The organism is Stutzerimonas tianxiuensis (assembly GCF_053470365.1).
In genome coordinates this window covers 1-26,905 of the sequence record NZ_JBPVWS010000012.1, presented here as the reverse complement: position 1 = coordinate 26,905, position 26,905 = coordinate 1, and the positions used below count along the sequence as shown (strand labels likewise).

At 62.3% G+C, this 26,905-nt stretch carries 20 protein-coding genes; 7 read left to right on the top strand and 13 right to left on the bottom strand.

The window, feature by feature from the left end:
• Window positions 1-29: 29 nt before the first annotated feature.
• The 5 genes from selB to uvrD all read right to left on the bottom strand — a co-directional run bounded on the left by selB (window position 30) and on the right by uvrD (window position 8,088).
• Window positions 30-1,946 (bottom strand): selenocysteine-specific translation elongation factor, encoded by a 1,917-nt coding sequence (gene selB, locus ACSSNI_RS15500; RefSeq protein ID WP_200640529.1) that lies wholly within the window; start codon window positions 1,944-1,946, stop codon window positions 30-32.
• Window positions 1,943-3,352 (bottom strand): L-seryl-tRNA(Sec) selenium transferase, encoded by a 1,410-nt coding sequence (selA, locus tag ACSSNI_RS15495; RefSeq protein WP_200640744.1) that lies wholly within the window; start codon window positions 3,350-3,352, stop codon window positions 1,943-1,945. The genes selB and selA overlap by 4 nt, the downstream gene beginning before the upstream one ends.
• 400 nt (window positions 3,353-3,752) lie before the next feature.
• A complete protein-coding gene (locus ACSSNI_RS15490) occupies window positions 3,753-4,598 on the bottom strand; it encodes a Tim44 domain-containing protein (protein WP_200640530.1) in 846 nt (281 codons plus the stop codon).
• A 134-nt stretch (window positions 4,599-4,732) separates the two neighbouring features.
• A complete protein-coding gene (locus ACSSNI_RS15485) occupies window positions 4,733-5,842 on the bottom strand; it encodes a TRAP transporter substrate-binding protein (RefSeq protein ID WP_102837110.1) in 1,110 nt (369 codons plus the stop codon).
• A 56-nt stretch (window positions 5,843-5,898) separates the two neighbouring features.
• Window positions 5,899-8,088, bottom strand: coding sequence for a DNA helicase II (uvrD, locus tag ACSSNI_RS15480; protein ID WP_200640532.1), 2,190 nt, complete (start codon window positions 8,086-8,088; stop codon window positions 5,899-5,901).
• 285 nt (window positions 8,089-8,373) lie between these two features.
• Here uvrD and ACSSNI_RS15475 point away from each other — a divergent pair, with 285 nt between their 5' ends.
• Complete coding sequence (locus tag ACSSNI_RS15475) at window positions 8,374-11,214, top strand: putative bifunctional diguanylate cyclase/phosphodiesterase (protein ID WP_448259607.1); 2,841 nt, start codon at window positions 8,374-8,376, stop codon at window positions 11,212-11,214.
• 158 nt (window positions 11,215-11,372) lie between these two features.
• Here ACSSNI_RS15475 and trhP read toward each other — a convergent pair whose 3' ends face one another.
• The gene (gene trhP, locus ACSSNI_RS15470) at window positions 11,373-12,743 is read right to left on the bottom strand and encodes a prephenate-dependent tRNA uridine(34) hydroxylase TrhP (protein WP_200640536.1); all 1,371 of its coding nucleotides are present in this window, start codon (window positions 12,741-12,743) and stop codon (window positions 11,373-11,375) included.
• Between the two features lie 184 nt (window positions 12,744-12,927).
• Here trhP and ACSSNI_RS15465 point away from each other — a divergent pair, with 184 nt between their 5' ends.
• Both ACSSNI_RS15465 and ACSSNI_RS15460 read left to right on the top strand, forming a co-directional pair.
• A complete protein-coding gene (locus ACSSNI_RS15465) occupies window positions 12,928-13,398 on the top strand; it encodes a DUF2243 domain-containing protein (RefSeq protein ID WP_200640538.1) in 471 nt (156 codons plus the stop codon).
• Entirely contained in the window at window positions 13,395-14,204 is an 810-nt protein-coding gene (locus ACSSNI_RS15460) for a cytochrome c oxidase assembly protein (RefSeq protein ID WP_200640540.1), read from the top strand. The genes ACSSNI_RS15465 and ACSSNI_RS15460 overlap by 4 nt, the downstream gene beginning before the upstream one ends.
• Window positions 14,205-14,240: 36 nt before the next feature.
• Here ACSSNI_RS15460 and ACSSNI_RS15455 read toward each other — a convergent pair whose 3' ends face one another.
• From ACSSNI_RS15455 to zwf, 6 genes are all read right to left on the bottom strand, one after another.
• Window positions 14,241-15,668, bottom strand: a complete 1,428-nt coding sequence (locus tag ACSSNI_RS15455) for an aspartate kinase (RefSeq protein ID WP_102837105.1) — start codon at window positions 15,666-15,668, stop codon at window positions 14,241-14,243.
• Between the two features lie 97 nt (window positions 15,669-15,765).
• Window positions 15,766-16,674 (bottom strand): ectoine hydroxylase, encoded by a 909-nt coding sequence (gene thpD / locus ACSSNI_RS15450; protein WP_159969734.1) that lies wholly within the window; start codon window positions 16,672-16,674, stop codon window positions 15,766-15,768.
• A gap of 69 nt (window positions 16,675-16,743) precedes the next feature.
• Window positions 16,744-17,142, bottom strand: coding sequence for an ectoine synthase (locus tag ACSSNI_RS15445; RefSeq protein ID WP_102837104.1), 399 nt, complete (start codon window positions 17,140-17,142; stop codon window positions 16,744-16,746).
• Between the two features lie 10 nt (window positions 17,143-17,152).
• Window positions 17,153-18,427, bottom strand: a complete 1,275-nt coding sequence (gene ectB, locus ACSSNI_RS15440; RefSeq protein ID WP_102837103.1) for a diaminobutyrate--2-oxoglutarate transaminase — start codon at window positions 18,425-18,427, stop codon at window positions 17,153-17,155.
• Complete coding sequence (gene ectA, locus ACSSNI_RS15435) at window positions 18,424-18,957, bottom strand: diaminobutyrate acetyltransferase (protein WP_102837102.1); 534 nt, start codon at window positions 18,955-18,957, stop codon at window positions 18,424-18,426. The genes ectB and ectA overlap by 4 nt, the downstream gene beginning before the upstream one ends.
• 656 nt (window positions 18,958-19,613) lie before the next feature.
• Complete coding sequence (zwf, locus tag ACSSNI_RS15430) at window positions 19,614-21,056, bottom strand: glucose-6-phosphate dehydrogenase (RefSeq protein WP_200640542.1); 1,443 nt, start codon at window positions 21,054-21,056, stop codon at window positions 19,614-19,616.
• Between the two features lie 161 nt (window positions 21,057-21,217).
• Here zwf and hexR point away from each other — a divergent pair, with 161 nt between their 5' ends.
• Window positions 21,218-22,084 carry a transcriptional regulator HexR gene (gene hexR / locus ACSSNI_RS15425; RefSeq protein ID WP_200640544.1) on the top strand — a complete coding sequence of 289 codons (867 nt, stop codon included), beginning with the start codon at window positions 21,218-21,220 and terminating at the stop codon, window positions 22,082-22,084.
• A 114-nt stretch (window positions 22,085-22,198) separates the two neighbouring features.
• Complete coding sequence (locus ACSSNI_RS15420; RefSeq protein WP_200640546.1) at window positions 22,199-22,414, top strand: PA3496 family putative envelope integrity protein; 216 nt, start codon at window positions 22,199-22,201, stop codon at window positions 22,412-22,414.
• Here ACSSNI_RS15420 and ACSSNI_RS15415 read toward each other — a convergent pair.
• On the bottom strand, window positions 22,356-23,318 hold the full coding sequence (locus ACSSNI_RS15415; protein ID WP_325166603.1) for a LysR family transcriptional regulator: 963 nt from the start codon (window positions 23,316-23,318) through the stop codon (window positions 22,356-22,358). The genes ACSSNI_RS15420 and ACSSNI_RS15415 overlap by 59 nt on opposite strands.
• A 235-nt stretch (window positions 23,319-23,553) precedes the next feature.
• On the opposite strand from ACSSNI_RS15415, the gene ACSSNI_RS15410 reads away from it, so the two are divergent.
• Window positions 23,554-24,969, top strand: coding sequence for an acetyl-CoA carboxylase biotin carboxylase subunit (locus tag ACSSNI_RS15410; RefSeq protein ID WP_200640548.1), 1,416 nt, complete (start codon window positions 23,554-23,556; stop codon window positions 24,967-24,969).
• A gap of 11 nt (window positions 24,970-24,980) precedes the next feature.
• A complete protein-coding gene (gene oadA / locus ACSSNI_RS15405; RefSeq protein ID WP_200640550.1) occupies window positions 24,981-26,798 on the top strand; it encodes a sodium-extruding oxaloacetate decarboxylase subunit alpha in 1,818 nt (605 codons plus the stop codon).
• Window positions 26,799-26,905: the final 107 nt, after the last annotated feature.

The following is a 26,905-nucleotide window of genomic DNA, read 5'->3' as shown; positions in this document are numbered from 1 at the left end:
GACCTGTTGGTCACAAAACGTGCGACAGCCTAACTGACCTCATCCTCTGAGGCCAAGGCGCTGTCTCGTCGCACCTTGCGTTCGTTGCCGAAGCGGCGGGTGAAGCCGATTCGGTCGAAATGTTCGAGCAGTTGGATGCTGCGTTTGCGGCCGAGCTGGATCTGGTCGCGGAAGGCTGCGGCGCGGATGACGCCGCTCTGGCGTTCCATCTCCAGAACCTGGCTGGCCAGCAGGCGGATGGTCTGCTCGGGGTAGAAGAGGTCTTTCACTACCTGTTGTAGCGCGCCAAGGCGAGCCAGCTTGCGCAACAGCTGGCGGACCTGCTCTTCCTCGACGTCCAGCTCACGGGCGATGTCGCGCACCCAGGGCGGGTTGAAGCAGCTGGCGGCAAGCAGCGGCCAGAGTCGGGCTTTCAGTGCTTCTTCCTCGTCGGTCAGGCGTACCCGGTGGCCAGGCAGGTGCAGCCAGGGGCCACTGGCTTCGACCATGCCCTCGGCCAGGGCCTGTTCCAGTAAGGCAATAAATATAGGACGCTCCAGTAACGGCAGAGCGTACCGGCGCAGGCGGTCGCGATCCGGGCCGAGCTCGTCCGGCTGGCTGTCATGAAAGCGCTGCAGGGCGGCCACCAAGCTCTTGCCGAGGTAGTCCCAGGTGCCGCGTTCGAACAGCCTCGGGCCGAGCCGCGTGGTGATCTCCAGCGCCTCGTCTGGAAGCCGCCAGGTTTTCCGGGGCCGGTTGAACTGCCGTTCCAGCAAGGCCGGATCGAGGCCGTTGAGGGCGCTGGGCAGCAGCCCTGGCAACACATCTTCCAATGTATCTTCGGCGAGCGCGCGCAGCACCGCCAGGCGTGCCTGACGATGGCGGTTGCGGGGCGGCGCAAAAGGGTCGAGTACGCGGCCGCCGCCGAGGGTGCGCTGGGCGGACTGGTCGCGCAGGACCACGCGGTCGCCATGCACCGCATGGGCGGGCGCATTGAGCAGCAGCTGCGCGTGCACGTGGCCACCGGGCGCCAGACATTCGCCTTCGAGCAGGGCGATGCGGCCGGTGACATCCTGGGCGCCGAGGTGGATGTGCACCGGCGTCCAGTGGCGCAATTCGCGGGCTTCGCTGGCTAACAGCGTGAATTCGATATCGATGCGCTGGGTGCCATCCTGCAGCTCGGGCGTTACCAGCCAATCGCCGCGACTGATATCACCGACTGAAAGCCGCTCGCCGCTGAGGTTGAGGGCGACGCGCTGGCCCGCTTGAGCCGCCTGGGCAGTCTGGTTCTGCGCATGCAGCCCGCGGACGCGAACCTTGCGGCCGGACGGCCCCAGGCTCAGTTCGTCCCCCACCTGGGTTCGACCAGCGATGGCGGTACCGGTTACGACCACGCCTGCGCCGGTCACGCTGAATGCCCGGTCAATGGACAGGCGGAAATGTCCGTCTTCACGGCGCGCCTGCACTTCGGTCGCCTGTTCGAGCAAGCGGGCGCGAAGCGCGTCGATGCCTTCGCCGGACACACTGGACACGGGAAAAATCGGCGCACCGGACAGCGGCCCAGCTTCCAGCAGGGCTTCGACCTGCCGCTGCACTTCGGCGATGCGCGATGGCTCGACCCGGTCGACCTTGGTAAGCGCCACCAGGGCCCGGCGAATCCCCAGCAGCTCGACGATGGCCAGGTGCTCGCGGGTCTGCGGCATCACGCCGTCGTCTGCGGCGACGACCAGCAGCACGCAGTCGATACCGCAGGCCCCGGCGAGCATGTTGTGCACGAAGCGTTCATGACCGGGGACATCGATGAAGCCGGTCGGGTCGGGCTCACCCAGCGAGGCGTAGAGGTAGCCGAGATCAATGGTGATGCCCCGCAAGCGTTCTTCCTGCCGACGGTCGCCGGCCTGTCCGGTCAATGCCTGGAGCAGGGCGGTTTTGCCGTGGTCGATGTGCCCCGCGGTGCCGATGATCATGACACCAGCGCCTGCTGCAGGTGCGGAAGCTGGGCGAGCAACGCCGGCTCATCGTCCAGCTGACGCAGGTCGAGCCAGAGCGCGTCGTCAGCGACCCGGCCCAGGATCGGGATAGGCAATTCGCGCAGCGCCTCTTCCAGCAAGCGCAGGCTGCGGCCGCGCAGGCGCCGGGGCTGCTGCGGGCGAATGCACAAGGCTGCGCTGGGCAGGCGCGCCACCGGTTGTGCGCCACTTCCAATCATGCCCAGCGCCTCCTCGACAGTGACCTGCCAGGGCTCGCCCAGAGCGCTGGCCAGCGCGGGTGCCAGGCGTTTGGCCTGGATGCGGATATCCGCTTGCGGCCGGCTGAGCAGGCGCAGGCTGGTGAGTCGTTCGGCCAGGCGATCCGGGTCGCGATAGAGGTTGAGTACCGCTTCCAGCGCGGCGAGGGTCAGCTTGTCGACACGCAGGGCGCGCTTGAGCGGGTTCTTCTTGATCTTCTGGATCAGCTCGCGGTTGCCGACGATCAGCCCAGATTGCGGGCCGCCAAGCAGCTTGTCGCCGCTGAAGGTGACGATGTCGGCGCCGTCGCGCAGAGCCTCCTGCACGGTGGGTTCCTTTGGCAGGCCCCAGCGCGAGAGGTCGACCAGGCTGCCGCTGCCGAGGTCTTCGAGCAATGGCAGCTCGTGTGCGTGGGCAATCCGTGCCAGCTCGGCGGTGCCGACGCTGGCGGTAAAGCCCTGCACGCTGTAGTTGCTGGTGTGTACGCGCATCAGCAGGCCGCTGCGCGGATTGATCGCGGCTTCATAATCCTTGGCGTGGGTGCGGTTAGTGGTGCCCACCTCATGCAGCTTCACACCGGCGCGGGCCATGATGTCGGGGATGCGGAAAGCGCCGCCGATCTCGATCAGCTCACCACGGGAAATGATGCCTTCCTTGCGGGCGCCAAGGCTGTTCAACGCCAGCAGCACGGCGGCGGCATTGTTGTTGACCACCGTGACGGCCTCGGCGCCGGTCAGCTCGCGAATCAGCCCTTCGATGAGATCATCGCGATCGCCGCGCTTGCCGGTGGCCAGGTTGAACTCCAGATTCAGGGGATAGCGCGCCGCCAGGGTGATCGCCTCGATGGCCTCATCCGGCAACAGGGCGCGACCCAGATTAGTGTGCAGCACTGTGCCAGTCAGATTGAACACGCGGCGCACCCGGCTGCGGTGTTGGTTGGCGAGACGTTCACCGGCGCGGCCGGCTAGCACTGCTTCGGACAGCTCCAGCGCGGCCAGATGACCGTGGCGAGCCGGCTCCCGTAGCTCGTCGAGCAGGTCGCGCAGCGTGACGAGCAGCACGCTGCGGCCATAACGCTGCTGGAGCGGGGCACAGGCCGGCGCGCGCAGGAGCTTGTCGATAGAAGGCAGGCGAACGCTGGTCATCGTGGATTGGCGTGCAGTGGGCAGGTCGCCCGGAACGAGCGCAGCGGCGGCTCCATTCCTTGTTTCGATGCTGCCTGACACGCAGGACCTCTGGACTATTACTGTTATCCGAACAGCATAGACGCCCATTTGCGAGCAGGGTTCAGCCGATGTTTGCCACGTTGGGCACAGGATAGAGGCATTCGCGGTGGTGCGGATGGGCGTGCAAGTTGCTGCCGTAGGGCCGGTTTATTCGGCCATTGGTGCACTCGAGCAGGGCGGTCGACCCCGTTCAACGCTACGGCACGGCCGGTCCCTTGCGCTCGGGAAACAACGGGGGTGTAGAAACAAAAAAGCCCCGCCATGCGGCGAGGCTTTTGCGAGCGACTCCGAACAGAGCGGAGTCGTCTCAGGTAGCGGCTCAGGCGTTCTGGCGAATACCGGCCACCAGCCAAGGCTGGTTCTCGCCTTGGGCGCGCTCCATGCGCCAGCTTTCGCTGAACGGTTCGCCCTGGTCGAAGCGTGAGTTCTTCGACACGCCGACGAAGGTCAGCGTGGCAACGGTCTTGTCGGCCTGGTCGTCTACGCCATCAAGCTGAATCTGCAGGTCGTCGACGTAGGTGGACTGGTACGCATCGCCGATCTCGGCGCGCTCACGCTTGAGGAACTCGAACAGTTGCGGCGTGACGAACTCGCTGATCTTGTCCATCTCGTTAGCGTCCCAATGCTGCTGCAGCGAGAGGAAGTGTTCGCGCGCGGCCGTCACGAAATTCTGCTCGTTGAACCAGGCTGGGGCGTTGATCACTGGAGCAGCCGCCGGACGAGCGGCGCTGCTGCCGCCGAAGATCGACTGCTGTGCAGGCATGTCGCGTTGCATCGGTGCATTCCCGTGTCCGGCCATGGCCGGTTGCTGCTGGCGACGGCGCGCGGCAAGGAAGCGGAACAGCAGGAAGGCGATGCCGCCGAAGATCAGGATGTCCATGAACTGGATGCCTTCGAAGCCGTCACCCATGAACATGGATGCCAGCAGGCCACCGGCGGCGAGGCCGGCCAGCGGGCCCAACCAGCGCGAGGCGCCACTGGCGGCTGCAGGCGTCTGACGACCTGCCTGGTTTGGCGCGGCCTGGGTCTGTTGCGGCGCCTGGCGCGTTTGATGGCTGGGCGCCGAGCCGAAGCTCTTACCACCGCCGAAGCGCTTGGCATGAACGTCGAGGCTGAGGGTCAGGCCGATACACAGCGCCATGAAAATGCTGAGCACACGTTGCATTTGGTATTCCTGGATTGGACGAAGATACGAAGCGGATGGTGCACGCCCCAGTGCGGGCGCGCCAGTTGCAGAGTGTTTCGGGCTTTTGCTCCGCTGCGCTTACCGGGTCAGGCAAGCACAGCGGCTCATCTGACTCAGCGCCAGTTGTACAGTTCTTTCTCGGAGATCTCTTGCATCGGCTTGACCTGCGCCTGGAACGCCTTCATCGACGCCCAGATACGGCCGTTCAGCTCGCTTTGTGCGGCCAGTTCGCCTAGAACGACATCAGACTGCTCACGCATGGCGCTCAATACTTCGTCAGGGAAGCGCTTGAGTTGCGCGCCTTGTTGCTTGAGCTGATCGAGTGCCATGGCGTTGTTATAGACATAGTCGTCGATCATGTCGCGGCTGGCGGCGCCGGCAGCCTCGGTAAGGATGGCGCGCAGGTCGTCCGGCAGGCTGTCGAGGGCCTTCTGGTTGACCAACAGCTCGAGCACGGCCTGAGGCTCCTGCCAGCCGGGGTAGTAGTAGTACTTGGCGGCCTTGTGCAGACCAAAGGCCAGGTCGTTGTACGGGCTGACCCAGTCGGTGGCGTCGATGGCCCCGGTCTGCAGGGCGGTAAACACTTCGCCGCCGGGCATGTTGACAGTGGTCGCGCCGAGACGGGTCAGCACTTCGCCGCCCAGGCCGGGTGTCCGGATCTTCAACCCCTGCAGGTCCTGCAGTGAATTGATTTCCTTGTTGAACCAGCCGCCCATCTGCATGCCGGTGTTGCCGACTACCATCGGCTTCACACCGTAGGGCGCATAGGCTTCGTCCCAGAATTCCTGGCCGCCGCCGCGGGTCAGCCAGGCGTTCATCTCGCTGGTCGACAGGCCGAACGGCACCGAGGTGAAGAACTGCGCGGTCGGAACCTTGCCCTTCCAGTAGTAGGCCGCGCCATGGCCGAGTTCGGCGGTGCCACGGGAAACGGCGTCGAACACTTCCAGGGCGGGGACCAGCTCACCGGCGGCGTAGACCTTGATGGTCAGGCGGCCATCACTCATGGCCTCGACCCGATCGGCCAGACGCTGGGCGGCAGTACCCAGACCCGGGTAGTTCTTCGGCCAGGCGGTGACCATCTTCCAGTTATAAGTCTCGGGCGCTTCGCTGGCGGCAGCCTTGGGCTCGGCGGTGGGTTCGACTTTCTTTTCGTCGTTGCAGCCTGCAAGGCTGAGGGAGGCAAGCAGGGCAGCGGCAACACCAAACAAGTGACGGCGTTTCATGAATGGCTATTTCCTTTGGCGAATTTTATTAGTATCGGTACAGGTTGACGTAAACGTCATAGCGGTTCCAGTTTGGCATAATTGAGCATCAACCACTTGCTTCCTTCGTCTTCGAAATTCACCTGCACCCGGGCCTGCGCTCCGGAGCCTTCGAAGTTGAGGATGGTGCCCTCGCCGAACAGCGAATGACGCACGCGCTGACCAAGGTTGAACGGGGTGTCTGGAACATTGGCGCCATCGAACAGCGAGCCGCCACTCATGCCACGGGTATTGAAGCTGCGGCTGACGGTATTGCTCAAGCGCACTTCGCTGATCAGCGCGGGCGGCAGTTCGCGAATGAAGCGCGAGATCTTGTTGTAGGTCTCGCTGCCATACAGCCGACGGGTTTCGGCATAGGTGACGATCAGCTGCTGCATGGCGCGGGTGATGCCGACATAGGCCAGGCGGCGTTCTTCCTCGAGGCGGCCGGGTTCTTCCAGGCTCATCTTGTGTGGGAACAGGCCTTCTTCCATGCCGACCAGGAACACCAGCGGAAACTCCAGGCCCTTGGCGCTGTGCAAGGTCATCAGCTGCACGCTGTCTTCGTGATCGCCTGCCTGCTGCTCGCCGGCCTCCAGCGAGGCGTGATCAAGGAAGGCGGCAAGCGGGGTCTGCTCGTCTTCCTGATCTTCGCTGTAATTGTCGAAAGCACGCGCAGCGGAGACCAGTTCTTCGAGGTTCTCCACCCGTGCCTGAGCCTTCTCGCCTTTTTCGTCACGATGGTAGGCCAGCAGTCCGGACTGCTCGATGACCAGCTGCGCCATGTTGTGCAGCTGCATGCCCTCGACTTTCAGGGCGAGACCGTCGATCAACTCGACAAAGCCGTTCAGTGCACTCGCTGCACGGCCCGACACCACCTTGGTGCCGACTGCTTGGTGCAGCGCGGCCCACATCGAAGTTTCCTGCTGGCGCGCCAGCTGGCGCAGGGCTTCGACGGTTTTCTCGCCGATTCCGCGTGCCGGCACGTTGATTACCCGTTCCAGTGCCGCGTCGTTGTCCCGCGCCTGGATCAGGCGCAGGTAGGCCATGGCGTTCTTGATCTCGGCACGTTCGAAGAAGCGCTGGCCACCGTAGATCCGGTAGGGAATGCGTTCGCGCAGCAGGGCTTCTTCGAGGACCCGTGACTGGGCGTTGGAGCGATAGAGGATGGCGATCTCGCTGCGGCTCATGCCTTCGCGGATTGCTTTCTCGATGCTCTCGACGACGTAGCGCGCTTCGTCGTGTTCATTAAAGGCGGCGTAGAGGCTGATCGGCTCGCCCTCGCAGCCGTCGGTCCACAGTTCCTTGCCGAGACGGCCCTGGTTGTTGGCGATCAGGGCGTTGGCCGCCTTGAGGATGCAGGCGGTGGAGCGGTAGTTCTGCTCGAGGCGGATTGTTACAGCGTCCTGGAAGTCTTCGCTGAACTGGTGGAGGTTCTCCACCCGAGCGCCGCGCCAGCCGTAGATCGACTGGTCGTCGTCGCCCACCACCATCAAACTGTCGCCGCCTTTGGCCAGCAGGCGCAGCCAGGCGTACTGCACGGCGTTGGTGTCCTGGAACTCGTCCACCAGAATATGCCGGAAGCGGCGCTGGTAGTGATCCAGCAGGCCTGGGTTATCGCGCCACAGGTCCAGCGCGCGCAACAGCAGCTCGGAAAAATCGATGACACCGGCGCGGGCGCAGGCTTCTTCATAGGCCTGGTAGATGCTCAGCATGGTCGCGAGGAATAGGTCGCCGCTGGGCTGGATGTTTTTGGGCCGCAGGCCTTCGTCCTTCTGCCCGTTGATCCACCATTGCGCCTGGCGCGCCGGCCAGCGCTGCTCATCGAGGCCGAGTTCGCGGATCACCCGCTTGACCAGCCGTTGCTGATCGTCGGAGTCTAGGATCTGGAAATTCTGCGCCAGCTTCGCTTCCTGCCAGTGCGCGCGCAGCAGGCGGTGGGCCAGGCCGTGGAAGGTCCCGACCCACATGCCTTGCGGGTTGACCTTCATCAGCTGTTCGATGCGCTGGCGCATCTCGGCGGCGGCCTTGTTGGTAAAGGTTACTGAAAGAATCGAGTGCAAAGATGCGCGCTCGATCTGGTGCAGCCAGGCGATACGGTGCACCAGCACGCGGGTCTTGCCCGAGCCGGCACCGGCGAGGACCAATTGACGACCCAGCGGCGCGGCTACGGCCTGGCGCTGGGCATCGTTGAGGGAGTTCAGGAGAAGAGAGAGATCGTCATGCATGGGCGCCATTCTAGCCGGAAATCCGACTGACCCGCTCGTGCAACGGATGGGGTGCTAGCGGGTCAACGGCAGAGTGCGGGCTTGTCTGTTGCAGCCGAGACAGCGCCATGGGCCGGGCCGGCCCTGGATCACAGAGCCTGTAAATATCCAGCTGATCCATACCTGCGTATCGTCAATATGGTCTTTGGTCGGACAGACGATGACCGGGCGCTAGCATCGTGCCATTATCGGGGCGTACCTCAATGCACGCTTAATGCTCCAGACATCCATTACAAGAACAGCCCGATGATCGAATCCGCACAAGCTAATCCGTCGGCGTCAATGGCCATGGAGGACCACGCCGCTTTCAATCTTGCAGAGAGCGACCAGCGGGCCGAGCGCACGCGGCTGCTCTATGAGGGCTCACGACTCGCGCTGCTTCTGATGATCATCACCAGCCTGGTGTTTCCCGTCGTGCTCTGGGCGGAAGGGCCGAAGCTGCAAACGGCGATCTGGTCGGGTGTGACTTTTGCGCTCGCCCTGCTGCGGCTGCAGCAGACGCGCCGCTTTGCCAAAGCCAGCGCAGAGGAGCAGCAGCATCCTCGCTGGTATCGAACCTTTCTACTAGCCAGTGTCGCCAGTGCGGTGACGCTGGACTACGCCATCATCGAGCTGGCGCTGGACGGGCCGTTTTTACAGCAGACGATACTGCTCGGCTCGCTTGCCTCGGTGTTCTTTGCCGGGTGCGTGGCCTGCGGTGTGTCGCTCCGGGCGTTCGGCGCGTTTGCCATCCCAGGGCTGCTTCCCGCAGCGGTTGTGCTGCTGGGCAGCGGTGAGCCCCAACTGCAGGGATGGGGTGTGCTGGCGGCGATCGTGTTGCTCACGCTGAGTATGATCGCCTGGCAAATGAACCGAGTGGTTACGGCCAGCCTGGCCCAGCGTCTGCACAATCAGTTGCTGATCCGGCGGCTGGAAAACATGCGCGGGCAAGCCATCGAGCTGAACGGCGAACTGGGCCGGGAAATCGAGCAACGCCGTCATGCCGAGGGCCGGCTACGGGAGGCTTTCGATGGGCTGGAGCGGCGCGTGATCGAGCGCACTGCTGCGCTGCATGAAAGCGAGGCACGCCTGAGCCTGGCGCTGGAAGCCAGCGAGCTGGGCATGTGGGATTGGGACATGGCCAATGGCGAGGTCCTCCATTCGAGGATGGACGTGGTTTTTGGTGTAGGCCTGAGTGACCGACTGCTGCTGGTCGACCAGCAGCGTCCTGAGGTGCATCCGGAAGATGGCCCGCGTGTCCGGCAGGACATGATCGATCACTTGAAGGGCAAGACCGACAGCTATGCCGTGCAATACCGGGCGATGCTGAGCGACGGTAGTTTCGTATGGATCGAAGACCGTGGTCGCGTCACCGAGCGCGATGCCAGTGACCGTGCCTTGCGCATGATCGGAACCCGGCGAGACATCAGCGAGAGCCATCGTCAGGCCGAGCAATTGCGGTTGGCCGCGACGGTGTTCGAGGCGGCGGGCGAGGGCATGGCGATCATGGACCCCGAGTTCAATCTGCTGGCGGTTAATCAGGCTTGCTGCGACCTGTCCGGTTTCAGCCGAGCCGAACTGATCGGCAGAAGCGTCGCCCTGCTGGCCAGCTCCGAGGACAGTCGCCAGCAATATGCGGCGATTCGAGAAAGCCTGGCGCAGCACGGCAGCTGGCAAGGCGAGCTGATCGAAACCCGCAAGAATGGCGAGGTCTACCCGCAATGGGCGCAGATGCGCGTGGTGCGCGACCGGCAAGGCAACGTTTGCAATGTGGTCGCATTTGTTTCCGACCTCAGCGTCAGGCGCCAGGTCGAGGAGCGTCTGCGTTATTTGACCCACTTCGACGAGCTGACCGGGCTGGCCAATCGCAGCTTGCTCAAGGAACGTCTGCACAGTGCCTGTGAGCGAAGTCGCTGCAGTAACCGTGGGCTCGCGGTGCTCTATATCGATCTCGATCGTTTCAAGACGCTGAATGAAAGCCTGGGGCACGAGGCGGCTGATCAGCTGTTGCGTGAGGTCTCGCGCCGTCTGTCCCACACCCTGTCAGACGCCGACACCATTGCCCGTTTGTCCGGTGATGAGTTCGTGGTGGTGCTCGAAGGGTACGGCAGCCTGGCCAGCCTGGCGCACAGCGGTAGCCGTCTGCTGTCGCGCATCAGCAAACCCATTCAGATCGACGATCAGGAGCTGGTCATCAGTGCATCCATTGGTGTCAGCCTCATGCCTGACAACTCACGGGAGGCGACCTCGCTGCTGTTGCAGGCAAACATGGCTATGCAGCATGCCAAACATCTGGGCGGCAACACCTTGCAGTTCTTCACCGAGCGCTTGCAGGTGTCGAGCCTGGAAAATCTCAAGCTGGAAAACCAGCTGCGTCGCGCCGTCGAGGAAGGCCAGCTGGAAGTCTTCTATCAACCTCGGTTGAGCGTGAAGGAAGACAGCCTGGATGCGGCCGAGGCGTTGGTGCGCTGGCGGCATCCGCAGAAAGGCCTGATTGCGCCGGGCTTTTTCATTCCATTGGCCGAGGAAACCGGGCTGATCATCCCGCTCGGCGAGTTCGTGCTGCGCGAGGCCTGCCGGCAGGCGCGTCAATGGCAGCTCGACGGACTGGCCGCGATTCGGGTTTCGGTGAACCTGTCGGTCAAGCAGTTACGCCAGGGTAATTTCGTCAGCTTGGTGCGCCAGGTGCTGGAGGAGACCGGGCTGCCAGCCGACCGGCTCGAGCTGGAACTGACCGAAAGCCAGCTGCTCGATGACATCGACAATGCCATCAACATCAGCCGCCAGTTGCGCGCGCTGGGCGTGAAGCTGGCCATCGACGACTTCGGTACCGGCTATTCCTCGCTGAGTTACCTCAAGCGCTTCCCTGTGGATTACGTGAAGATAGACCGGTCTTTCATTTCCGAACTGGATCAGGTCGGCGAGGATTCGGCCATCGTTCGAGCCATCATCGCCATGGTCCACAGCCTGGAACTGAAGGTTGTCGCCGAGGGTGTCGAAACCCAGGCACAGGCGGATTTCCTCAAGGCTCACGGCTGTGACGAGATGCAGGGTTACCTGATCAGCCGGCCAGTGCCGCCTGAGGAGTTCGTCAAACTCTTGGTTTAATGGTGCGGACTGGGCTTTTGCTGCCTGTAGGGTGGGCTTCAGCCCACCGCTTGCTCTGCGCCACACCAATTGCTGGAGGGCTGAAGCCCGCCCTACGGCTGTCGCGGCAGAACCCGCCACGCGGCGGAGCGGGTCCTGAGCCGGCGCCGTGCTGGCGGCTAGCCGCGGGTGGTGCCGCCGTCCAGCTCCCGCATCACCAGTGCATACCGCAGATCCACCGTTTCCGGGACTGGCAGGTAAAGCACGTGCCCGTCGCCGGGTGCCACTTCAGCACGTTCGCCGCGCTTGTTCTCCAGCGCGTCCAGACGGAAGTTCAGGTTGCCCTGAGGTGTCATCAGTTCCAGGCGGTCGCCAACGGCGAAGCGGTTCTTGACGATCACCTCAGCCAGCCCGTTGCGCCGCTCGCCGGTCAGTTCGCCGACGAACTGCTGGCGGTCCGACAGCGAGAAGCCGCGCTCGTAGTTCTGGTACTCGTCATGCACGTGACGACGAAGGAAGCCCTCGGTATAGCCGCGGTGGGCCAGGGACTCCAGGGTGTCCATCAGCGACTTGTCGAAAGGTCTGCCAGCGACCGCGTCGTCGATGGCCTTGCGGTAGACCTGTGCGGTGCGCGCCACGTAGTAGTGCGATTTGGTCCGACCTTCGATCTTCAGTGAATGCACGCCCATCTGCACCAGCCGCTCGACGTGCTGCACGGCACGCAGATCCTTAGAGTTCATGATGTAGGTGCCGTGCTCGTCCTCGAAGGCTTCCATCATCTCGCCGGGACGGCTGCTGTCCTCCAGCAGAAATACCTGATCGGTGGGCGCACCCGCGCCGAGTGTGGGCTGGTTCCGACCCTGATCAAGCTGCTGGAGCGGAATCGGCTGGTACTGCTGGACGATGTTGCCCAGCTCGTCTTCCTTGCCCTCGTGAGCCTTGTACTCCCAGCGGCAGGCGTTGGTGCAGGAACCCTGATTGGGGTCGCGCTTGTTGATGTAGCCCGAGAGCAGACAGCGTCCTGAGTAGGCCATGCACAGCGCACCGTGGACGAAGACCTCCAGCTCCATGCCCGGCACCTTTTCACGGATCTCGCCGATTTCCTCCAGCGACAACTCGCGGGAAAGGATCGCGCGGGTCAGCCCCTGCTGGCGCCAGAACTCGACGCTGGCCCAGTTCACCGCGTTGGCCTGGACTGAAAGGTGAATGGTCATCTCGGGGAAATGCTGGCGAACCAGCATGATCAGGCCGGGATCGGACATGATCAGCGCATCCGGGCCCATCGCCACCACCGGCTCCAGGTCCTTGATGAAGGTGCGCAGCTTGGCGTTGTGTGGCGCGATGTTGACCACCACGTAGAACTGCTTGCTCTGGGCGTGCGCTTCATCAATGCCCAGACGCAGATTGGCGTGATCGAACTCGTTGTTGCGCACGCGCAGGCTGTAGCGCGGCTGCCCGGCATAGACCGCGTCGGCGCCGTAGGCAAAAGCGTAGCGCATGGATTTCAGGGTGCCGGCGGGCGACAGCAGTTCGGTGCGAGGGTGAGTCATGGTGCGGTGGCTCTGTATACCGACAAAAAGTGTGCGGATTCTACTGAGTTGGCCCGCGCTTTTCGCCCCGTCAGGTCAATTCGATGGCGAACTCCTGCGGCGGGCCCCAGTCACTTTTAAACAGGGCTTGAGTCGAGCGCACCGAGTTCCGATGCAGGCCAACCCGTTACCACCGGAGGCCATCTTGAGCGCTAACACTGTCGATGCCAGAGGCAGCCTGACCGCGACGAGCTTTCTCGGGATTGGTCTGATGGCGGCGATCGATGAGATCGTGTTTCACCAGATCCTCGTCTGGCACCATTTTTTCGACCGTTCAACGCCTGCGATCTCGCTCCTGTCCGATGGCCTGTTGCACTCGGCTGAGCTGCTGATGCTGGCGGCCGGGTTTTACCTGTTCGTTCGGCTGAGTCGTCATCAAGCGGTATCGCGCTGGCACGCCTGGGCGGGCCTGTTGTTCGGAGCCGGAGGCTTCCAGCTGTTCGACGGCATTGTCGATCACAAGGTGCTGCGCTTGCACCAGGTGCGCTACGTCGACAATCTCTGGCCATACGACCTGGCCTGGAACGGCTTCGGCGTATTGCTGCTGGCGGTTGGGTTCTTTATCTGGCGTAGAGCCGGCGCCAGGCTGCGGCAGCGCGGGGTGAGCGGCCTGTGAGTCATGACGCTCATCTGTTGACTCTCGCCGGGACCTTCATGCTGGTGCTGGTGACGCAAGGCCTATGGTTTGCCTATGTGCTGGGCGTCCGTGCACAGCGCAGGCGTCGCAAGGTCTGGCATTGCTGGCGGTTGGTCAGTTTCAGCCTGGGGTGCGGGTTGTTAGTGGTGGCCTTCTCGCCGCCGATGGTCGAGTGGGGGCACTCGGATCTGCGTGGGCACATGGCGCAGCACCTGTTGCTCGGCATGTTCGCCCCCATCGCCCTGATGCTAGGGGCGCCGGGCACCCTGTTGCTGCGCAGCGTGCCGGTAACCACCGCACGGCGCATCACCGATTTCGCGGCGACCGTGCCGGTGCGCTGCCTGAGCCACCCTGTCACTGCGTTGCTTCTGGATATCGGTGCGCTGTACCTGCTCTACCTTACGCCGCTGTTTCAGCTGAGCTTCAGTGAGCCCTCGCTGCACATCTGGCTGCACCTGCACTTCGTGCTTGCCGGCTACCTGTTCAGCTGGTCCATTGCCGGCCCGGATCCGGCGCCCCATCGGCCGGGGATGCGTTTGCGGTTGCTCGTACTGTTCGCCGCTATCGCCGCTCACGCAGTGCTCGGCAAGTTGATGTATGCCTATGGATTTCCCCGAGACGCGGGCCTTGAACTGGCCGAGATCGAAGCGGCGGCGCAGCTGATGTACTACGGCGGCGACCTGGCCGAGCTGATCCTGGCGCTGGTGTTCTTCGCCGGCTGGTATCGGCGCCGCAAGCTGTCCGAATCGGCCAGCGAATGGCAGACGGCAAACCGCCGGAGCTAGCGCGAGCCAGATCCGGCGGTCGGTGTTGCGGAGTGGTTACGCCGCGGCGATCACGTCACCGTGGTTTTCCGGCTCGATCAGCGCGCGGTGCAAGGCTGCGACGGCGTCGTCGTAGTCTTCCTCATTGACCACACACTGCATCTCGACCTGGCGGATCGACTGATGCACCGCCTGGATGCTGATGCCGGCGCCGGCCAGTGCAGCCACGGTCTTCGCGAGGATTCCCTTGACCTTGAGGTCAGAGCCGATCGCCGAGACGATGGCGACGTTGTGCACGGTCACTTCCGCCGCCGGGTACTTTTCCTCGATCAACCGCGCGGCGCGGTTGATCAGCTTGCGCGAGCCCGAGGCGTAGTAGGTGATGCTGTTGGCGTCGGAGTCCTTGTTCACCACATAGAGACGCAGCTGCTTGAGCAGCTTGCTGATCTCGATGTCGTAGCCGACATCACCGAGCATGTCCTGATCGAACACCTCGATGCCGAAGACGTCCTTGCGCCCGGCGATGATTTCGACGCAGGGCCGCTCGCTCTTGTAGTCCTGGCTGATGAGGGTGCCGGCGTGCTCGGGTTCGAAGGCATTCTTGATGCGCAGCTCGATGCCGGCGCGTCGCAGGGTCTTCGCTGCACGCGGATGGATCGCCTCCATGCCCAGGTTCGACAGCTGGTCGGCCACGTCGTAGTTGGTGCGGCCGATAGTGACCACCTTGTCCGCGCCGACCAGATTCGGGTCGGCGGAGGAGAGGTGAAATTCCTTGTGGATGATCGCTTCGCGGGCGCCGGTGGCAGCAGCAATCTGCGCGAAGGTGATCTCGCTGTAGCCGCGGTCGAAGGTGTTCATCAGGCCTTCGCTGCAATGCGTGTAGCCGGTGGCAACTACCAGTTCGCGGGACAGGTCCACCTCTTCGAAGCTGTGGCGCACCATTTCATCGAAGGGCAGCGGTGCGTCGCGGTGCCAGCCGGTGAGGTCGACCATCTTCGCGTTGATGCCGCGATGCTTGAGCGCCAGCACCGAGTTGAAGGCTGAGTGCGCCTCGCCGAGCGAGGCGAGCATCTCGCGCACCTTCATCAGGTGCTCGTCGAGCTGGAAGTGGCCATAGGCGCAGAGACGTTGCAGGCTGCTCATGCACTCGCGGGCATCGTCGATGCGCGAGTTGATGAACTGGTTGGCAGCGCGCAGCTCGAACGCGCTAAACAGCTCGGCATTCTTGTCGAGCATGCGTGTGCGCACGGTTTCCAGTGCATCAAGCCAGGCGCCCTCACTGCGGGCATCGGCGAAGCGCTGGTAGACGCCCGGTTCTCCGGTCTTCTTGTGTTCCAGCAGCAGATTGGTCATGCCGCTGTAGGCCGATACGACGAAGACGCGCTGATAGAGCTCGTCGCCTGTGCGATGGCCAATAAAGATGTTGTTGAGCAGTTCTTCGAAGCGGCTCATGGATGTGCCGCCGATCTTTTCTACGGTATGCATCGATTCATCGTCCCGTCTTGGGGGTGAATTTTCATCCCTGGGCCGCCTCTCGGCCGCCAACAAAGATCAGGCCCGGTATGCGGGCCTGATGGATACGTCAGAGATACTGTTGTGGCTTGATCTGCAGAGGCTCGAAATTCTCGCGCTCACCGACAAAGGCCGGGCGTGGCGAGAGGCCGCAGAACGGGGCCTGCGCGGCATTATCTACATGGTTGTAGACATAGAACAGATTGCTGCGCGCGCTGGGGGTGATGTTGCTGTTGGAGCCGTGCATGGTGTTGCAGTCGAAAAACACCACGCTCCCTGCCGGGCCGGTGGCCGTGTCAATGCCGTAACGGTCCGCCAAGCGGGTCAAGCTGTCATGGTCGGGTACGCCGAACTCCTGCTTGCGCAGCGACTTCTCGTAATGGTTCTCCGGCGTCGCGCCGACGCAGCGGATGTAGTGCTTGTGCGATCCCGGCACCAGCATCAACGGACCATTGTGAGCTTCGTTGTCGGTCAGCAGGATCGAGCAACTCAGGGTGCGCATGCGCGGCAGGCCGTCTTCGACATGCCAGGTTTCGAAATCCGAATGCCAGTAGAACTCCTTGCCGGTAAAGCCGGGTTTGAAGTTCATCCGCGACTGGTGCACATAGATGTCACCGCCGAGTATGAAACTGGCGATAGCAGCAATGCGCTCGTCACAGGCGACACGGGCGAACAGCGGGTTATCGGCGTGGATGGCAAACACCGAGCGGATCGCGCCGCTATCGGGTTCCTTGATGGTCTTGCCGGATTCGGCAACGGCCGGATCCTGGCGCATGCGGTCGAGCTCTTCGCGGAATACCGCGACTTCCTCGGCGCTGAACAGATTGGGGATGACCAGGTAACCGTCACGCTCGAAGCGTTCGATCTGGTCCGGAGGAATTGGGGCGTTAGCCAGGTCATTGCGGTAGACGACCGGGTCCAGACGCTCTTGCCAGCTGGGTTCGTCGTGCTGGCGCGAAGGGTACAGGTCGGCTTGCACGGGGTTCACTTTAAACTCTCCTTGAATCGGGTGTCGCAGGGCGGGGTGCAGCCGCCCTGCGGAGTCGCATCAGACTACGGTTTCGGCTTCAAGCGGATACACACCGCTTTCGTCATGCACTTCTTTGCCGTTGAGCGGCGGGTTGAACACGCAGGCCATCTTCATGTCCTCGCTGCCGCCACGGAGCAGGTGCTCGTCGTGCTTATCGAGGATGTACAGCGTGCCGGCCTCGATCTTGTAGATCTTGCCGTCTGCGATGGTTTCGATCTCACCGTTGCCGCTCATGCAGTACACCGATTCCAGATGGTTCTGGTAGTGGATGTGCGTCTCGGTGTTGGCGTAGATGGTGGTGATGTGAAACGAGAAGCCCATCTTGTCGTCCTTGAGCAGCATCCGGGTGCTGTCCCAAGTGTCGGTCTTGATTTTGCGGTTGGACTGCTCGCATTCGGCCAGGGTACGTACGATCATCTGATTCTCCTTAAGAGGCCTGAGTGGCGGCTTGATCGGACATCACGGCGGCGAACGCCTTGTCCAGAATGCTCATGGCCTTGTCGATCTGCTCTTCGCTGATGATCAGCGGGCAGAGACACTTGACCACTTCGCTGTGAGCGCCGCTGGTTTCAACGACCAGGCCGTTTTCGAAGGCGTGACGGCAGATGGCGGCGGCGGTGTCGCCGTCCGGGCAGCTGATGCCGATCATCATGCCGCGACCTTTGACGAACAAAGAGTCAGGGCCGTAGCGGCGGACGATCTTGTTCATGCCGTCGGCGATGCGCTTGCCCTTCGCCTTGACGCTGTTGGCAAACTCGTCGTCTTTCCAGAAGTGCTCGATGGCAGCAGCAGCGGTGACGAACGCGTGGTTGTTACCACGGAAAGTGCCGTTGTGCTCGCCCGGCTTCCACTGGTCCAGTTCCTTGCGCAGCAGCACCATGGCGAATGGCAGGCCATAGCCTGACAGCGACTTGGACAGGGTGATCATGTCCGGCTTGATGCCCATCTCTTCAAAGCTGAAGAAGGTGCCAGTCCGGCCACAGCCAGCCTGGATGTCGTCAATGATCAGCAGCATCTCGTGCTTGCGGCACAGCTTCTCGAGCTTGCGCACCCACTCGGCCGAGGCGGCGTTCAGACCGCCTTCGCCCTGGACCACTTCAACGATCACCGCAGCTGGCTTGTCGACACCGCTGGATGGGTCGGTCAGCAACTTGTCCATCATTGCGATGGTGTTGACCTTGTCGCCGAAATAGTTGGCGTAGGGCATGCGGCTGACGTCGGTCAGCGGAACGCCGGCGGCGCCACGGTGATGCTTGTTGCCGGTCGCAGCGAGCGCGCCGATGCTGCAGCCATGGAAGCCGTTGGTGAAGCTGATGATGTTGTTGCGGCCGGTCACCTTGCGCGCCAGCTTCAGCGCGGCTTCTACCGCGTTGGTGCCGGTCGGGCCGGTGAACTGCATGACGTAGTCCATGTTGCGCGGCTTGAGGATCAGGCGATCGAAGGTGGAAAGAAAGGTCTCCTTCGCTTCGGAGTACATGTCCAGGCCGTGCGTGATGCCGTCGGCCTCGATGTAATCAAGCAGCGCCTGCTTGAGCACTGGATGGTTGTGGCCGTAGTTCAGCGTGCCGGCACCGGCGAGGAAGTCGATGTACGTCTTGCCTTCGCGGGTAGTGAGTTCAGCGCCACGGGCCTGCTTGAAGACCACTGGAAAGGAGCGGCAGTAGCTGCGAACGCCAGATTCGTGCAGTTCGAAAGTTTTCATGCGTTTTCCTCTAGTTCTTCTTCTGAATTGGGTGCGGCGAACGGGCCGGCGCGGTAGAGCACTTCGTCTTCGTGCTTGCCGGCAAAATGTTCGGCGCGGGAGAACAAGGTGCGGGTGCTGTAGTCGACGCCAAGTTTGGCGAAGGCCTTTTTGAACAGCGCCTGGGATGCCCCGTTGTCCGGCGAGATGGTGGTTTCCAGGTTAGCGACGCCCTGCTCTCTGGCGACCCGTGCGATCAATGCCATCAGCATGCGCAGCGCCAGACCCTGGCCGCGCATCGAAGCGTCGACGGCGACTTGCCAGACGAACAAGGTGTCTGGGCGAGCAGGGGGGCAGTAACCGGAAATGAAACCTACCAATTGGCCATCCGCGTTTGTGGCGGCAATGGAGGTGTCGGCGAAATCGGAGCATTGCAGAAGGTTGCAGTACGCCGAATTGGTGTCCAGAGGTTGGCAGCGTGCTACCAGCTCATGAAGGGGATAACCGTCGCCGTCGGTTGGGCGACGGAGCGTTACGGTAGGAATACTCAAAACAAGACCTTTGGGGTTGCTGATTGAAATCCTTTTCTAGAATAAACACATCGAAAAATTAATCTCAACCCAAGTCGCCGATCATGGGCATTGATTCGCCGCTGATATCTCCGAAGTTCACCGTTTATCGCGAAAGTTGAACTTGCTCGCCGGTCGCCATGTTCCCGCCGGCTGGGCGCGGATATATCGGCGAATATCAGCGTCAAATCAAACGTCTCCGCTGGGGTAGTTGCGCTACTTGATTCAGTTGCGTCGCAAGAGCGCCTCAAGGACTGCAGTAAACAGGGCTTAGCTCCCATGAAACGGGGCTTTGCGCGGGTTGATGCGAGGCCGGGTGCGATGTGGATAACGGGCGGGGTAACGACGTTGGAACTCGCCGAAGTTCCGCCTGGATCAAGGGCTGAATTATCGAGGCTGTCGTGGCAAGTTCAATCGCCGATATCGGGGCTGGATATCGGCGATCCGCTTCGCGGAGATGGCGACTTCATCGCATTTGGTTAATTTTTTCTTTCAGCTCAACAATATGCCGATACTGCGAAGTTCATACGGTAGTTGTGAGACGCCTATGCGTTAGTTGCAGCTACTCGCGCAGAACAGCTCTAGCTCGGGTGCTGCAACTCGTGCCGGTGCTGTGACCGCGGAGTCGTTCGGCTGGCTCAGCGCCACCATTGGCGACCTTGATGCTCGATCAGTTGGTGTGCTTGCTCGGGACCGTCGGTTCCGGCCGGATAAGGTCTGGGTTTGCGGTAATGGCTCTGCCAGCCGCAAAGGATCGGGTCGACCCAGTTCCAGGCCGCTTCCACCTCATCACGGCGCATGAACAGGGTCGAGTCGCCTTCGATCACGTCCAGCAACAGCCGCTCGTAGGCCTCCCAGCGACGCGTGCTGCTGAATGCGTGCGCCAGGTTCAGGTCGAGCTCCACGGGCTCCAGCTGCATCCCCTTGCCCGGTGCCTTGGCCATCAGCTGCAGGCTGATGCTCTCCTCGGGCTGCAGGCGAATCACCAGGCGGTTGACCTCGCCCTTGGTGAAGAGCATGTGGGGCACCTGTTTGAAAGTGATGATGATCTCCGAGCGCTTTTTCGCCATGCGTTTGCCGGTACGAAGGTAGAAAGGCACGCCTGCCCAGCGCCAGTTGTCGATCTCCGCTTTTACAGCGACGAAGGTTTCGGTGTCGCTGTCGTTATCGACGTCTTTCTCGAAATAGTAGGCCTGGACGTCATGACCGCCGATGCGCCCACCTGCGTATTGGCCCCGTACGGTCTTGTCTTGCACGTCATTGCCTGTGATGGGCTTGAGCGCTTCGAGAATTTTCACCTTCTCGCCGCGTATCGACTTGGCGTCGAAGCGCACCGGGGCTTCCATCGCCACCAGGCAGAGCAGCTGCAGCAGGTGATTCTGCAGCATGTCGCGCATGGCGCCGGCATGGTCGTAGTAGCTACCGCGCTCCTCCACGCCAAGGGTCTCGGCGACGGTGATCTGCACATGATCGATGTGGCCGCTGCGCCAGATCGGCTCGAACAGCGCATTGGCAAAGCGCAGCGCCATGAGGTTCTGCACGGTTTCCTTGCCCAGGTAGTGATCGATCCGATAGATCCTCGACTCCGGGAAGACGTTGCCGATGGCCTCGTTGATCTCAAGGGCTGATTCGAGGGAATGGCCGATGGGCTTCTCCAGGACGATGCGCGCGTCTTCTCCGGCAAGCCCCGCGCTTTCGAGGTTCGAGGCAATCGGCTCGAACAGGTTGGGCGCGGTCGCCAGGTAATGCACCCGTACGCGACCTTCGGCTTCTCCAAGGTGGTGCGCAAGGCGGATGTATTCACCCCGTTGAGTGGCGTCCATGGGGAAGTAGTCGAGGCGTTGGCTGAACGCTTTCCATATCTCAGCCTCGAAGTCCGTGCGCGCAATTTGCGCTCGGAGGTGACGCTCGGCCAGCGCCAGGTAGGTGTTGCGGTCGATGTCCTGACGGGCGATCGCCAGGATGCGGACATCAGCATGCAGCCGATGCTCGCGATGCAGGTAATACAGCGCAGGGATGAGTTTGTGTAGCGCCAGGTCGCCGGTACCGCCAAATACCAGCATGTCGCAGGAAATGGACACAGCGTCACTCCTAGAAGGTGGACAGACTCGATAGGTGGGCGATACTGCGAAGCTTGTAGTATAACTACAAGCCCACTACAACCCAGCCGGCTGGACGGATGCGAGCACACCCGCAGCGTTCGACCATTCTTGCCGAGTTTTGATCATAGCGAGTCCCCCACGTGAACCTGCTGCAACACATTGCCCAATCGAGAAGTTCGTTACGCAAGTCGGAGCTCAAGGTGGCCGACCATGTGCTCCTCGATCCGGCTGCCGTGATGCACAGTTCCATGGCCGATCTGGCTCATACGGTCGGGGTCAGTGAGCCCACAATTGTGCGCTTCTGCCGCGCCATCGGTTGCCTGGGCTTTCAGGATCTCAAGTTGAAGCTGGCGCAGAGTCTCGCTGCCGGCGCCAGCTTTGGCCAGTTCGCCATCAGTGAGAACGATTCGGTCTCCGATTTTGCGCTGAAGATTTTCGACACCACTCTGCATACCTTGATGGAAGTGCGCGAGAAGCTTGACTCCGATGCGCTGGAGCGCGCCGTTGCGGCGATGGCGAAGGCTGAACGAGTGGAGTTCTACGGCTTCGGCGCATCCGGCGCAGTGGCTACCGATGCCCAGCACAAGTTCTTCCGCCTGCTGCTCAGCGCGGCGGCTTATTCCGATCCGCACATGCAGGCGATGTCGGCGGTGACGCTGAAGCCCACCGACGTGGCGATCTGTATCTCCCAGTCGGGGCGCTCCAAGGATCTGCTGATTACCGCCAACGTGGTGCGCGAGTCCGGCGCCACGCTGATCACCCTGTGCCCGAGCCAGACCCCGCTGGCCGAGCTGGCCACGATCAACCTGGCCATCGACGTTCAGGAAGACACTGAGATCTACACCCCGCTGACCTCGCGGATCGCCCATCTGGTGGTGATTGATGTGCTGGCCATGGGCGTCGCCATGGCGCGAGGACCGAGCCTGGTCAACCACCTCAAGAGCGTCAAGCGCAGCTTGCGCAGCCTTCGCCTGTCGCCCAAGTCGACAAAGCATCACGACGACTGAAGGTGGCCGACGACCGCTGGAGCGGTGTTCATCGCTCCGTCATCTGTTTGACCTCATAGCGTCACCCAGGCCTCAGATGCTGGGCTCTCCCGACACCCGTTCCGGAGACCGCGCATGTCCCAGCACCGTGAAGCCTACGTCAACCTCGATGCCCGTGCCCGCCGCAAACTACAGGACGAGCGCCGCATGCACTTCCGCCGCGCCATCGAAAGCTACGACGAGCAGCGCCAGCTGCATGCTCAACTGATGGAGTTTCCCGATCTATTGATGGTCAGCCCGCTGCTCGAGGGTTTGCCTGTGCGCCATCAAAGCGCGCAGCCAGGGCACTGATCTGGGCACGTTCTTCACGGATAAACGAGAAGAACGCCTGAGCCACCGGGCTCAGCCGCTTACCCCGCGGATGCACCACACACCAGCTGCGGTACAGCGGGAGCTCCTGGACCGGCAGCTCTCGCAGCAGGCCATGAGCCAGTTCCAGGTGGGCTGCATGGCGTGGCATCAGCGCCACGCCAAGCCCCGCCACGACGCTTTCACGCAGGGCATCCAGCGACGCCACCTGAATGGTCTGAGCAAAATGCGCACGCTTTTGGCGCAGGTAATCCTCACCCGCCTTGCGGGTGCCTGAGCCGGGCTCTCGGATCAGCAGCGGATAGGCGGTCAGGTCCTGCAGGGTCAGCGTGTCTGCCTGGCTCAACGGATGATCCGTCGGTGCGACCGCCACGATCGGGTTGTTCAGGAACGGCAAGAATTCAAGGTCCATATCGGTCGGCACCTGCGACATGATCAGCAGGTCGTCACGGCTGATCGACAGGCGCTTGACGGCCTGCGCGTGGTTGACCACGACCAGCTCCAGGCTGACCTCCGGATGCTTTCGTTTGAAGGCGGCAAACAGGTGCGGCGTGATGTATTTGGCGCTCGACTCGACCGCGAGATTCAGCTGGCCCTGTAGCGAGCCCTGCATGTCGGACAGCTGCATGTCCAGGCTGTCCAGACGCCCGAAGATGTCGGTGCTGGCGCGCTGGAGCGCTTCGGCTGCTGCCGTCAGATAGAGCTTTTTGCCCAGATACTCGAACAGCGGCTGACCGATCAGCTCCTCGAGTTGGCGAATCTGCAAGCTCACCGCTGGCTGGGTCAGCGCCATTTCTTCTGCCGCTCGGCTGTAGGAGCGACTTTCACATACCGCCCGGAACACCTGCAGCTGGCGCAAGGTTATCCGCATCATGCTTTTTCGCATCGTTGCCGCCGCTCGTGTCTGTGATCTGCTGCATCTGTCTTAATTGAAACAGCCGTTCAAGCCTTTCTATCCCAGCCCTGGCTGGACGTATAAGTAATTACTTATCCAAGGTCAAACTATTATTCATTTTCAGTAATCGTACCGGCAGGCGTAGGGTTTATAGGCCTGCACGACGTGCAGGCATGACGTGGCCCCACCCGGCGGCCTTCTGCTCATCGACCGAGGGAATGACAGCGTGATCAAGAAGCTGCTGATCGCTAACCGCGGTGAAATTGCCGTCCGCATCGTACGGGCCTGTGCCGAAATGGGCGTGCGCTCGGTGGCGGTGTTCGCCGAGCCCGACCGCCATGCCCTGCATGTCAAACGCGCTGACGAGGCTCATTTCATTGGCGACGACCCGCTTGCCGGTTACCTCAACCCGCGTAAGCTGGTGAACTTGGCAGTAGAAACGGGCTGTGATGCCCTCCATCCCGGCTATGGGTTTCTGTCCGAGAACGCCGAACTGGCGGAAATCTGCGCCGAGCGTGGTATCCGCTTTGTCGGCCCGAGCGCCGAAGTGATTCGCCGCATGGGCGACAAGACCGAAGCGCGGCGCAGCATGATCAAGGCCGGTGTGCCGGTCACGCCGGGCACCGAAGGCAACGTCGCGAATGTCGAGGAGGCGCTGGCAGCGGCTGATGGTATCGGCTATCCCGTAATGCTCAAGGCGACCTCCGGTGGTGGCGGCCGTGGCATTCGCCGCTGCAATTCGCGCGAAGAGCTGGCCCAGGCCTATCCGCGGGTCATCTCCGAGGCGACCAAGGCTTTCGGTTCCGCTGATGTGTTCCTCGAAAAATGCATCGTCGAGCCCAAGCACATCGAGGCGCAGATTCTCGCCGACTCCTTCGGCAACACCGTGCATCTGTTCGAACGCGACTGCTCGATCCAGCGCCGCAACCAGAAGCTCATCGAGATCGCGCCCAGCCCGCAGCTGACCCCCGAACAGCGCGCCTACATCGGCGACTTGGCGGTGCGCGCGGCCAAGGCCGTGGGTTACGAGAATGCCGGCACCGTGGAGTTCCTGCTCGCCGATGGCGAGGTGTACTTCATGGAGATGAACACTCGCGTTCAGGTGGAACACACCATCACCGAGGAAATCACCGGCATCGACATCGTCCGTGAGCAGATTCGTATCGCCTCTGGCCTGCCGCTCTCGGTGAAGCAGGAAGACATTCAGTATCGCGGCTTCGCCCTGCAGTTCCGCATCAACGCCGAAGAGCCGCGCAACAACTTCCTGCCCTGCTTCGGCAAGATCACCCGTTACTACGCGCCCGGCGGGCCGGGCGTGCGCACCGACACGGCGATCTACACCGGTTACACCATTCCGCCCTACTACGACTCCATGTGCCTGAAGCTGATCGTCTGGGCGCTAACCTGGGAAGAGGCGCTGGCGCGTGGCTCGCGCGCGCTGGACGACATGCGCGTACAGGGCGTGAAGACCACGGCCAGCTACTACCAGAAGATTCTCGAAAATCCGGATTTCCGCAGCGGGCAGTTCAATACCAGCTTCGTCGATAACCATCCGGAACTGCTGAACTACTCGATCAAACGCAAGCCGGGCGAACTGGCCCTGGCCATCGCCGCCGCCATCGCCGCCCACGCAGGCCTGTGAGGAACGAACCCATGACTGCTCAGAAAAAAATCACCGTTACCGACACCATCCTGCGTGACGCCCACCAGTCGCTGATCGCCACCCGCATGCGCACCGAAGACATGTTGCCGATCTGCGACAAGCTCGACCGCGTCGGTTACTGGTCGCTGGAAGTCTGGGGCGGCGCGACGTTCGACGCCTGCGTGCGCTTCCTCAAGGAAGACCCTTGGGAGCGCTTGCGCCAGCTCAAGGCGGCGCTGCCCAACACGCGCCTGCAGATGCTGCTGCGCGGGCAGAATCTGCTCGGCTACCGGCACTACGCCGACGATGTGGTCGAGGCCTTCTGTGCCAAGGCCGCAGACAACGGCATCGACGTGTTTCGTATCTTCGATGCAATGAATGATGTGCGTAACCTCGAAACCGCCATCCGAGCGGTGAAGAAGACCGGCAAGCATGCCCAGGGCACCATCGCCTACACCACGAGCCCCGTTCACACCGTCGAGCTGTTCGTCGAGCAAGGCCGGGCGATGCGCGACATGGGCGTTGACTCCATCGCGATCAAGGACATGGCGGGTCTGCTCACCCCGTTTGCCACCGGCGATCTGGTGCGCGCGCTGAAAGCCGAAATCGACCTGCCGGTGTTCATCCACTCCCATGACACCGCCGGTGTGGCCAGCATGTGTCAGCTCAAGGCCATCGAGAACGGCGCCGATCACATCGACACGGCGATTTCTTCCATGGCTTGGGGCACCAGCCACCCGGGCACCGAGTCCATGGTTGCCGCGCTGCGCGGCACGCCCTATGACACTGGTCTCGACTTGGAACTGATCCAGGAGATCGGCCTGTACTTCCATGCGGTGCGCAAGAAGTACCACCAGTTTGAGAGCGAATTCACCGGGGTCGATACCCGCGTGCAGGTCAATCAGGTTCCGGGCGGGATGATTTCCAACCTGGCCAACCAGCTCAAGGAACAGGGTGCTCTCAACCGCATGAACGAAGTGCTCGCCGAAATCCCGCGCGTGCGCAAGGATCTGGGCTATCCGCCGCTGGTAACCCCGACCTCGCAGATTGTCGGTACCCAGGCGTTCTTCAACGTACTGGCGGGCGAGCGCTACAAGACCATCACTAACGAGGTGAAACTCTACCTGCAGGGCCGCTACGGCAAGGCGCCGGGCGCCATCGACACCAAACTGCAGCGCCAGGCCATCGGCGGCGAGGAAATCATCGAGGTGCGCCCGGCCGACCTGATCAAGCCGGAACTGGACAAGCTGCGCCAGGAAATCGGTGCGCTGGCTCTTAGCGAAGAAGACGTGCTGACCTACGCCATGTTCCCCGACATCGGGCGCAAGTTCCTCGAGGAACGCGAGGCCGGCACCCTGCAACCGGAGGTACTGCTACCGATTCCCGACGGCAGCACGGCGACTGCGGCCAGCGGCGAAGGCGTGCCCACCGAGTTCGTCATCGACGTCCACGGCGAGACCTACCGCGTCGATATCACTGGTGTAGGCGTCAAAGGCGAGGGCAAGCGACATTTCTTCCTCTCCATCGACGGCATGCCGGAAGAGGTGGTCTTCGAGCCGTTGAACAACTTCGTCGGTGGCAGCAGCGGTGGTCAGCGCAAGCAGGCCAATGGACCGGGTGACGTCAGCACCAGCATGCCGGGCAATGTCGTGGATGTGCTGGTCAAGGAAGGCGACACGGTCAAGGCCGGCCAGGCCGTGCTGATCAGCGAAGCGATGAAGATGGAAACCGAGATTCAGGCTCCGATTGCAGGTAAGGTGAAAGCGGTGCACGTGGCCAAGGGTGATCGGGTGACCCCCGGCGATCTTTTGATCGAGATCGAGGCCTAAGCAATTGTCACCAGGGAGCCGAAAGGCTCCCTTTTTTTGGTGCGCCAGGCATGGCGCGTTGCGCGCAAGCGCAACCAGCTTGGCTGTGGTGGCCACGCTGGTGACTG

Excerpts from the sequence above, each read along its gene's own strand:
- trhP (WP_200640536.1), bottom strand. The coding sequence starts at position 12,743 with ATGACTCACCCTCGCACCGAACTGCTGTCGCCCGCCGGCACCCTGAAA.
- selA (WP_200640744.1), bottom strand. The coding sequence starts at position 3,352 with ATGACCAGCGTTCGCCTGCCTTCTATCGACAAGCTCCTGCGCGCGCCG.
- selB (WP_200640529.1), bottom strand. The coding sequence starts at position 1,946 with ATGATCATCGGCACCGCGGGGCACATCGACCACGGCAAAACCGCCCTG.
- ACSSNI_RS15420 (WP_200640546.1), top strand. The coding sequence starts at position 22,199 with ATGTCCCAGCACCGTGAAGCCTACGTCAACCTCGATGCCCGTGCCCGC.
- oadA (WP_200640550.1), top strand. The coding sequence starts at position 24,981 with ATGACTGCTCAGAAAAAAATCACCGTTACCGACACCATCCTGCGTGAC.
- ACSSNI_RS15475 (WP_448259607.1), top strand. The coding sequence starts at position 8,374 with ATGATCGAATCCGCACAAGCTAATCCGTCGGCGTCAATGGCCATGGAG.
- ACSSNI_RS15485 (WP_102837110.1), bottom strand. The coding sequence starts at position 5,842 with ATGAAACGCCGTCACTTGTTTGGTGTTGCCGCTGCCCTGCTTGCCTCC.
- ACSSNI_RS15415 (WP_325166603.1), bottom strand. The coding sequence starts at position 23,318 with ATGCGAAAAAGCATGATGCGGATAACCTTGCGCCAGCTGCAGGTGTTC.
- ectB (WP_102837103.1), bottom strand. The coding sequence starts at position 18,427 with ATGAAAACTTTCGAACTGCACGAATCTGGCGTTCGCAGCTACTGCCGC.
- uvrD (WP_200640532.1), bottom strand. The coding sequence starts at position 8,088 with ATGCATGACGATCTCTCTCTTCTCCTGAACTCCCTCAACGATGCCCAG.
- ACSSNI_RS15490 (WP_200640530.1), bottom strand. The coding sequence starts at position 4,598 with ATGCAACGTGTGCTCAGCATTTTCATGGCGCTGTGTATCGGCCTGACC.
- ACSSNI_RS15455 (WP_102837105.1), bottom strand. The coding sequence starts at position 15,668 with ATGCATACCGTAGAAAAGATCGGCGGCACATCCATGAGCCGCTTCGAA.
- ACSSNI_RS15445 (WP_102837104.1), bottom strand. The coding sequence starts at position 17,142 with ATGATCGTACGTACCCTGGCCGAATGCGAGCAGTCCAACCGCAAAATC.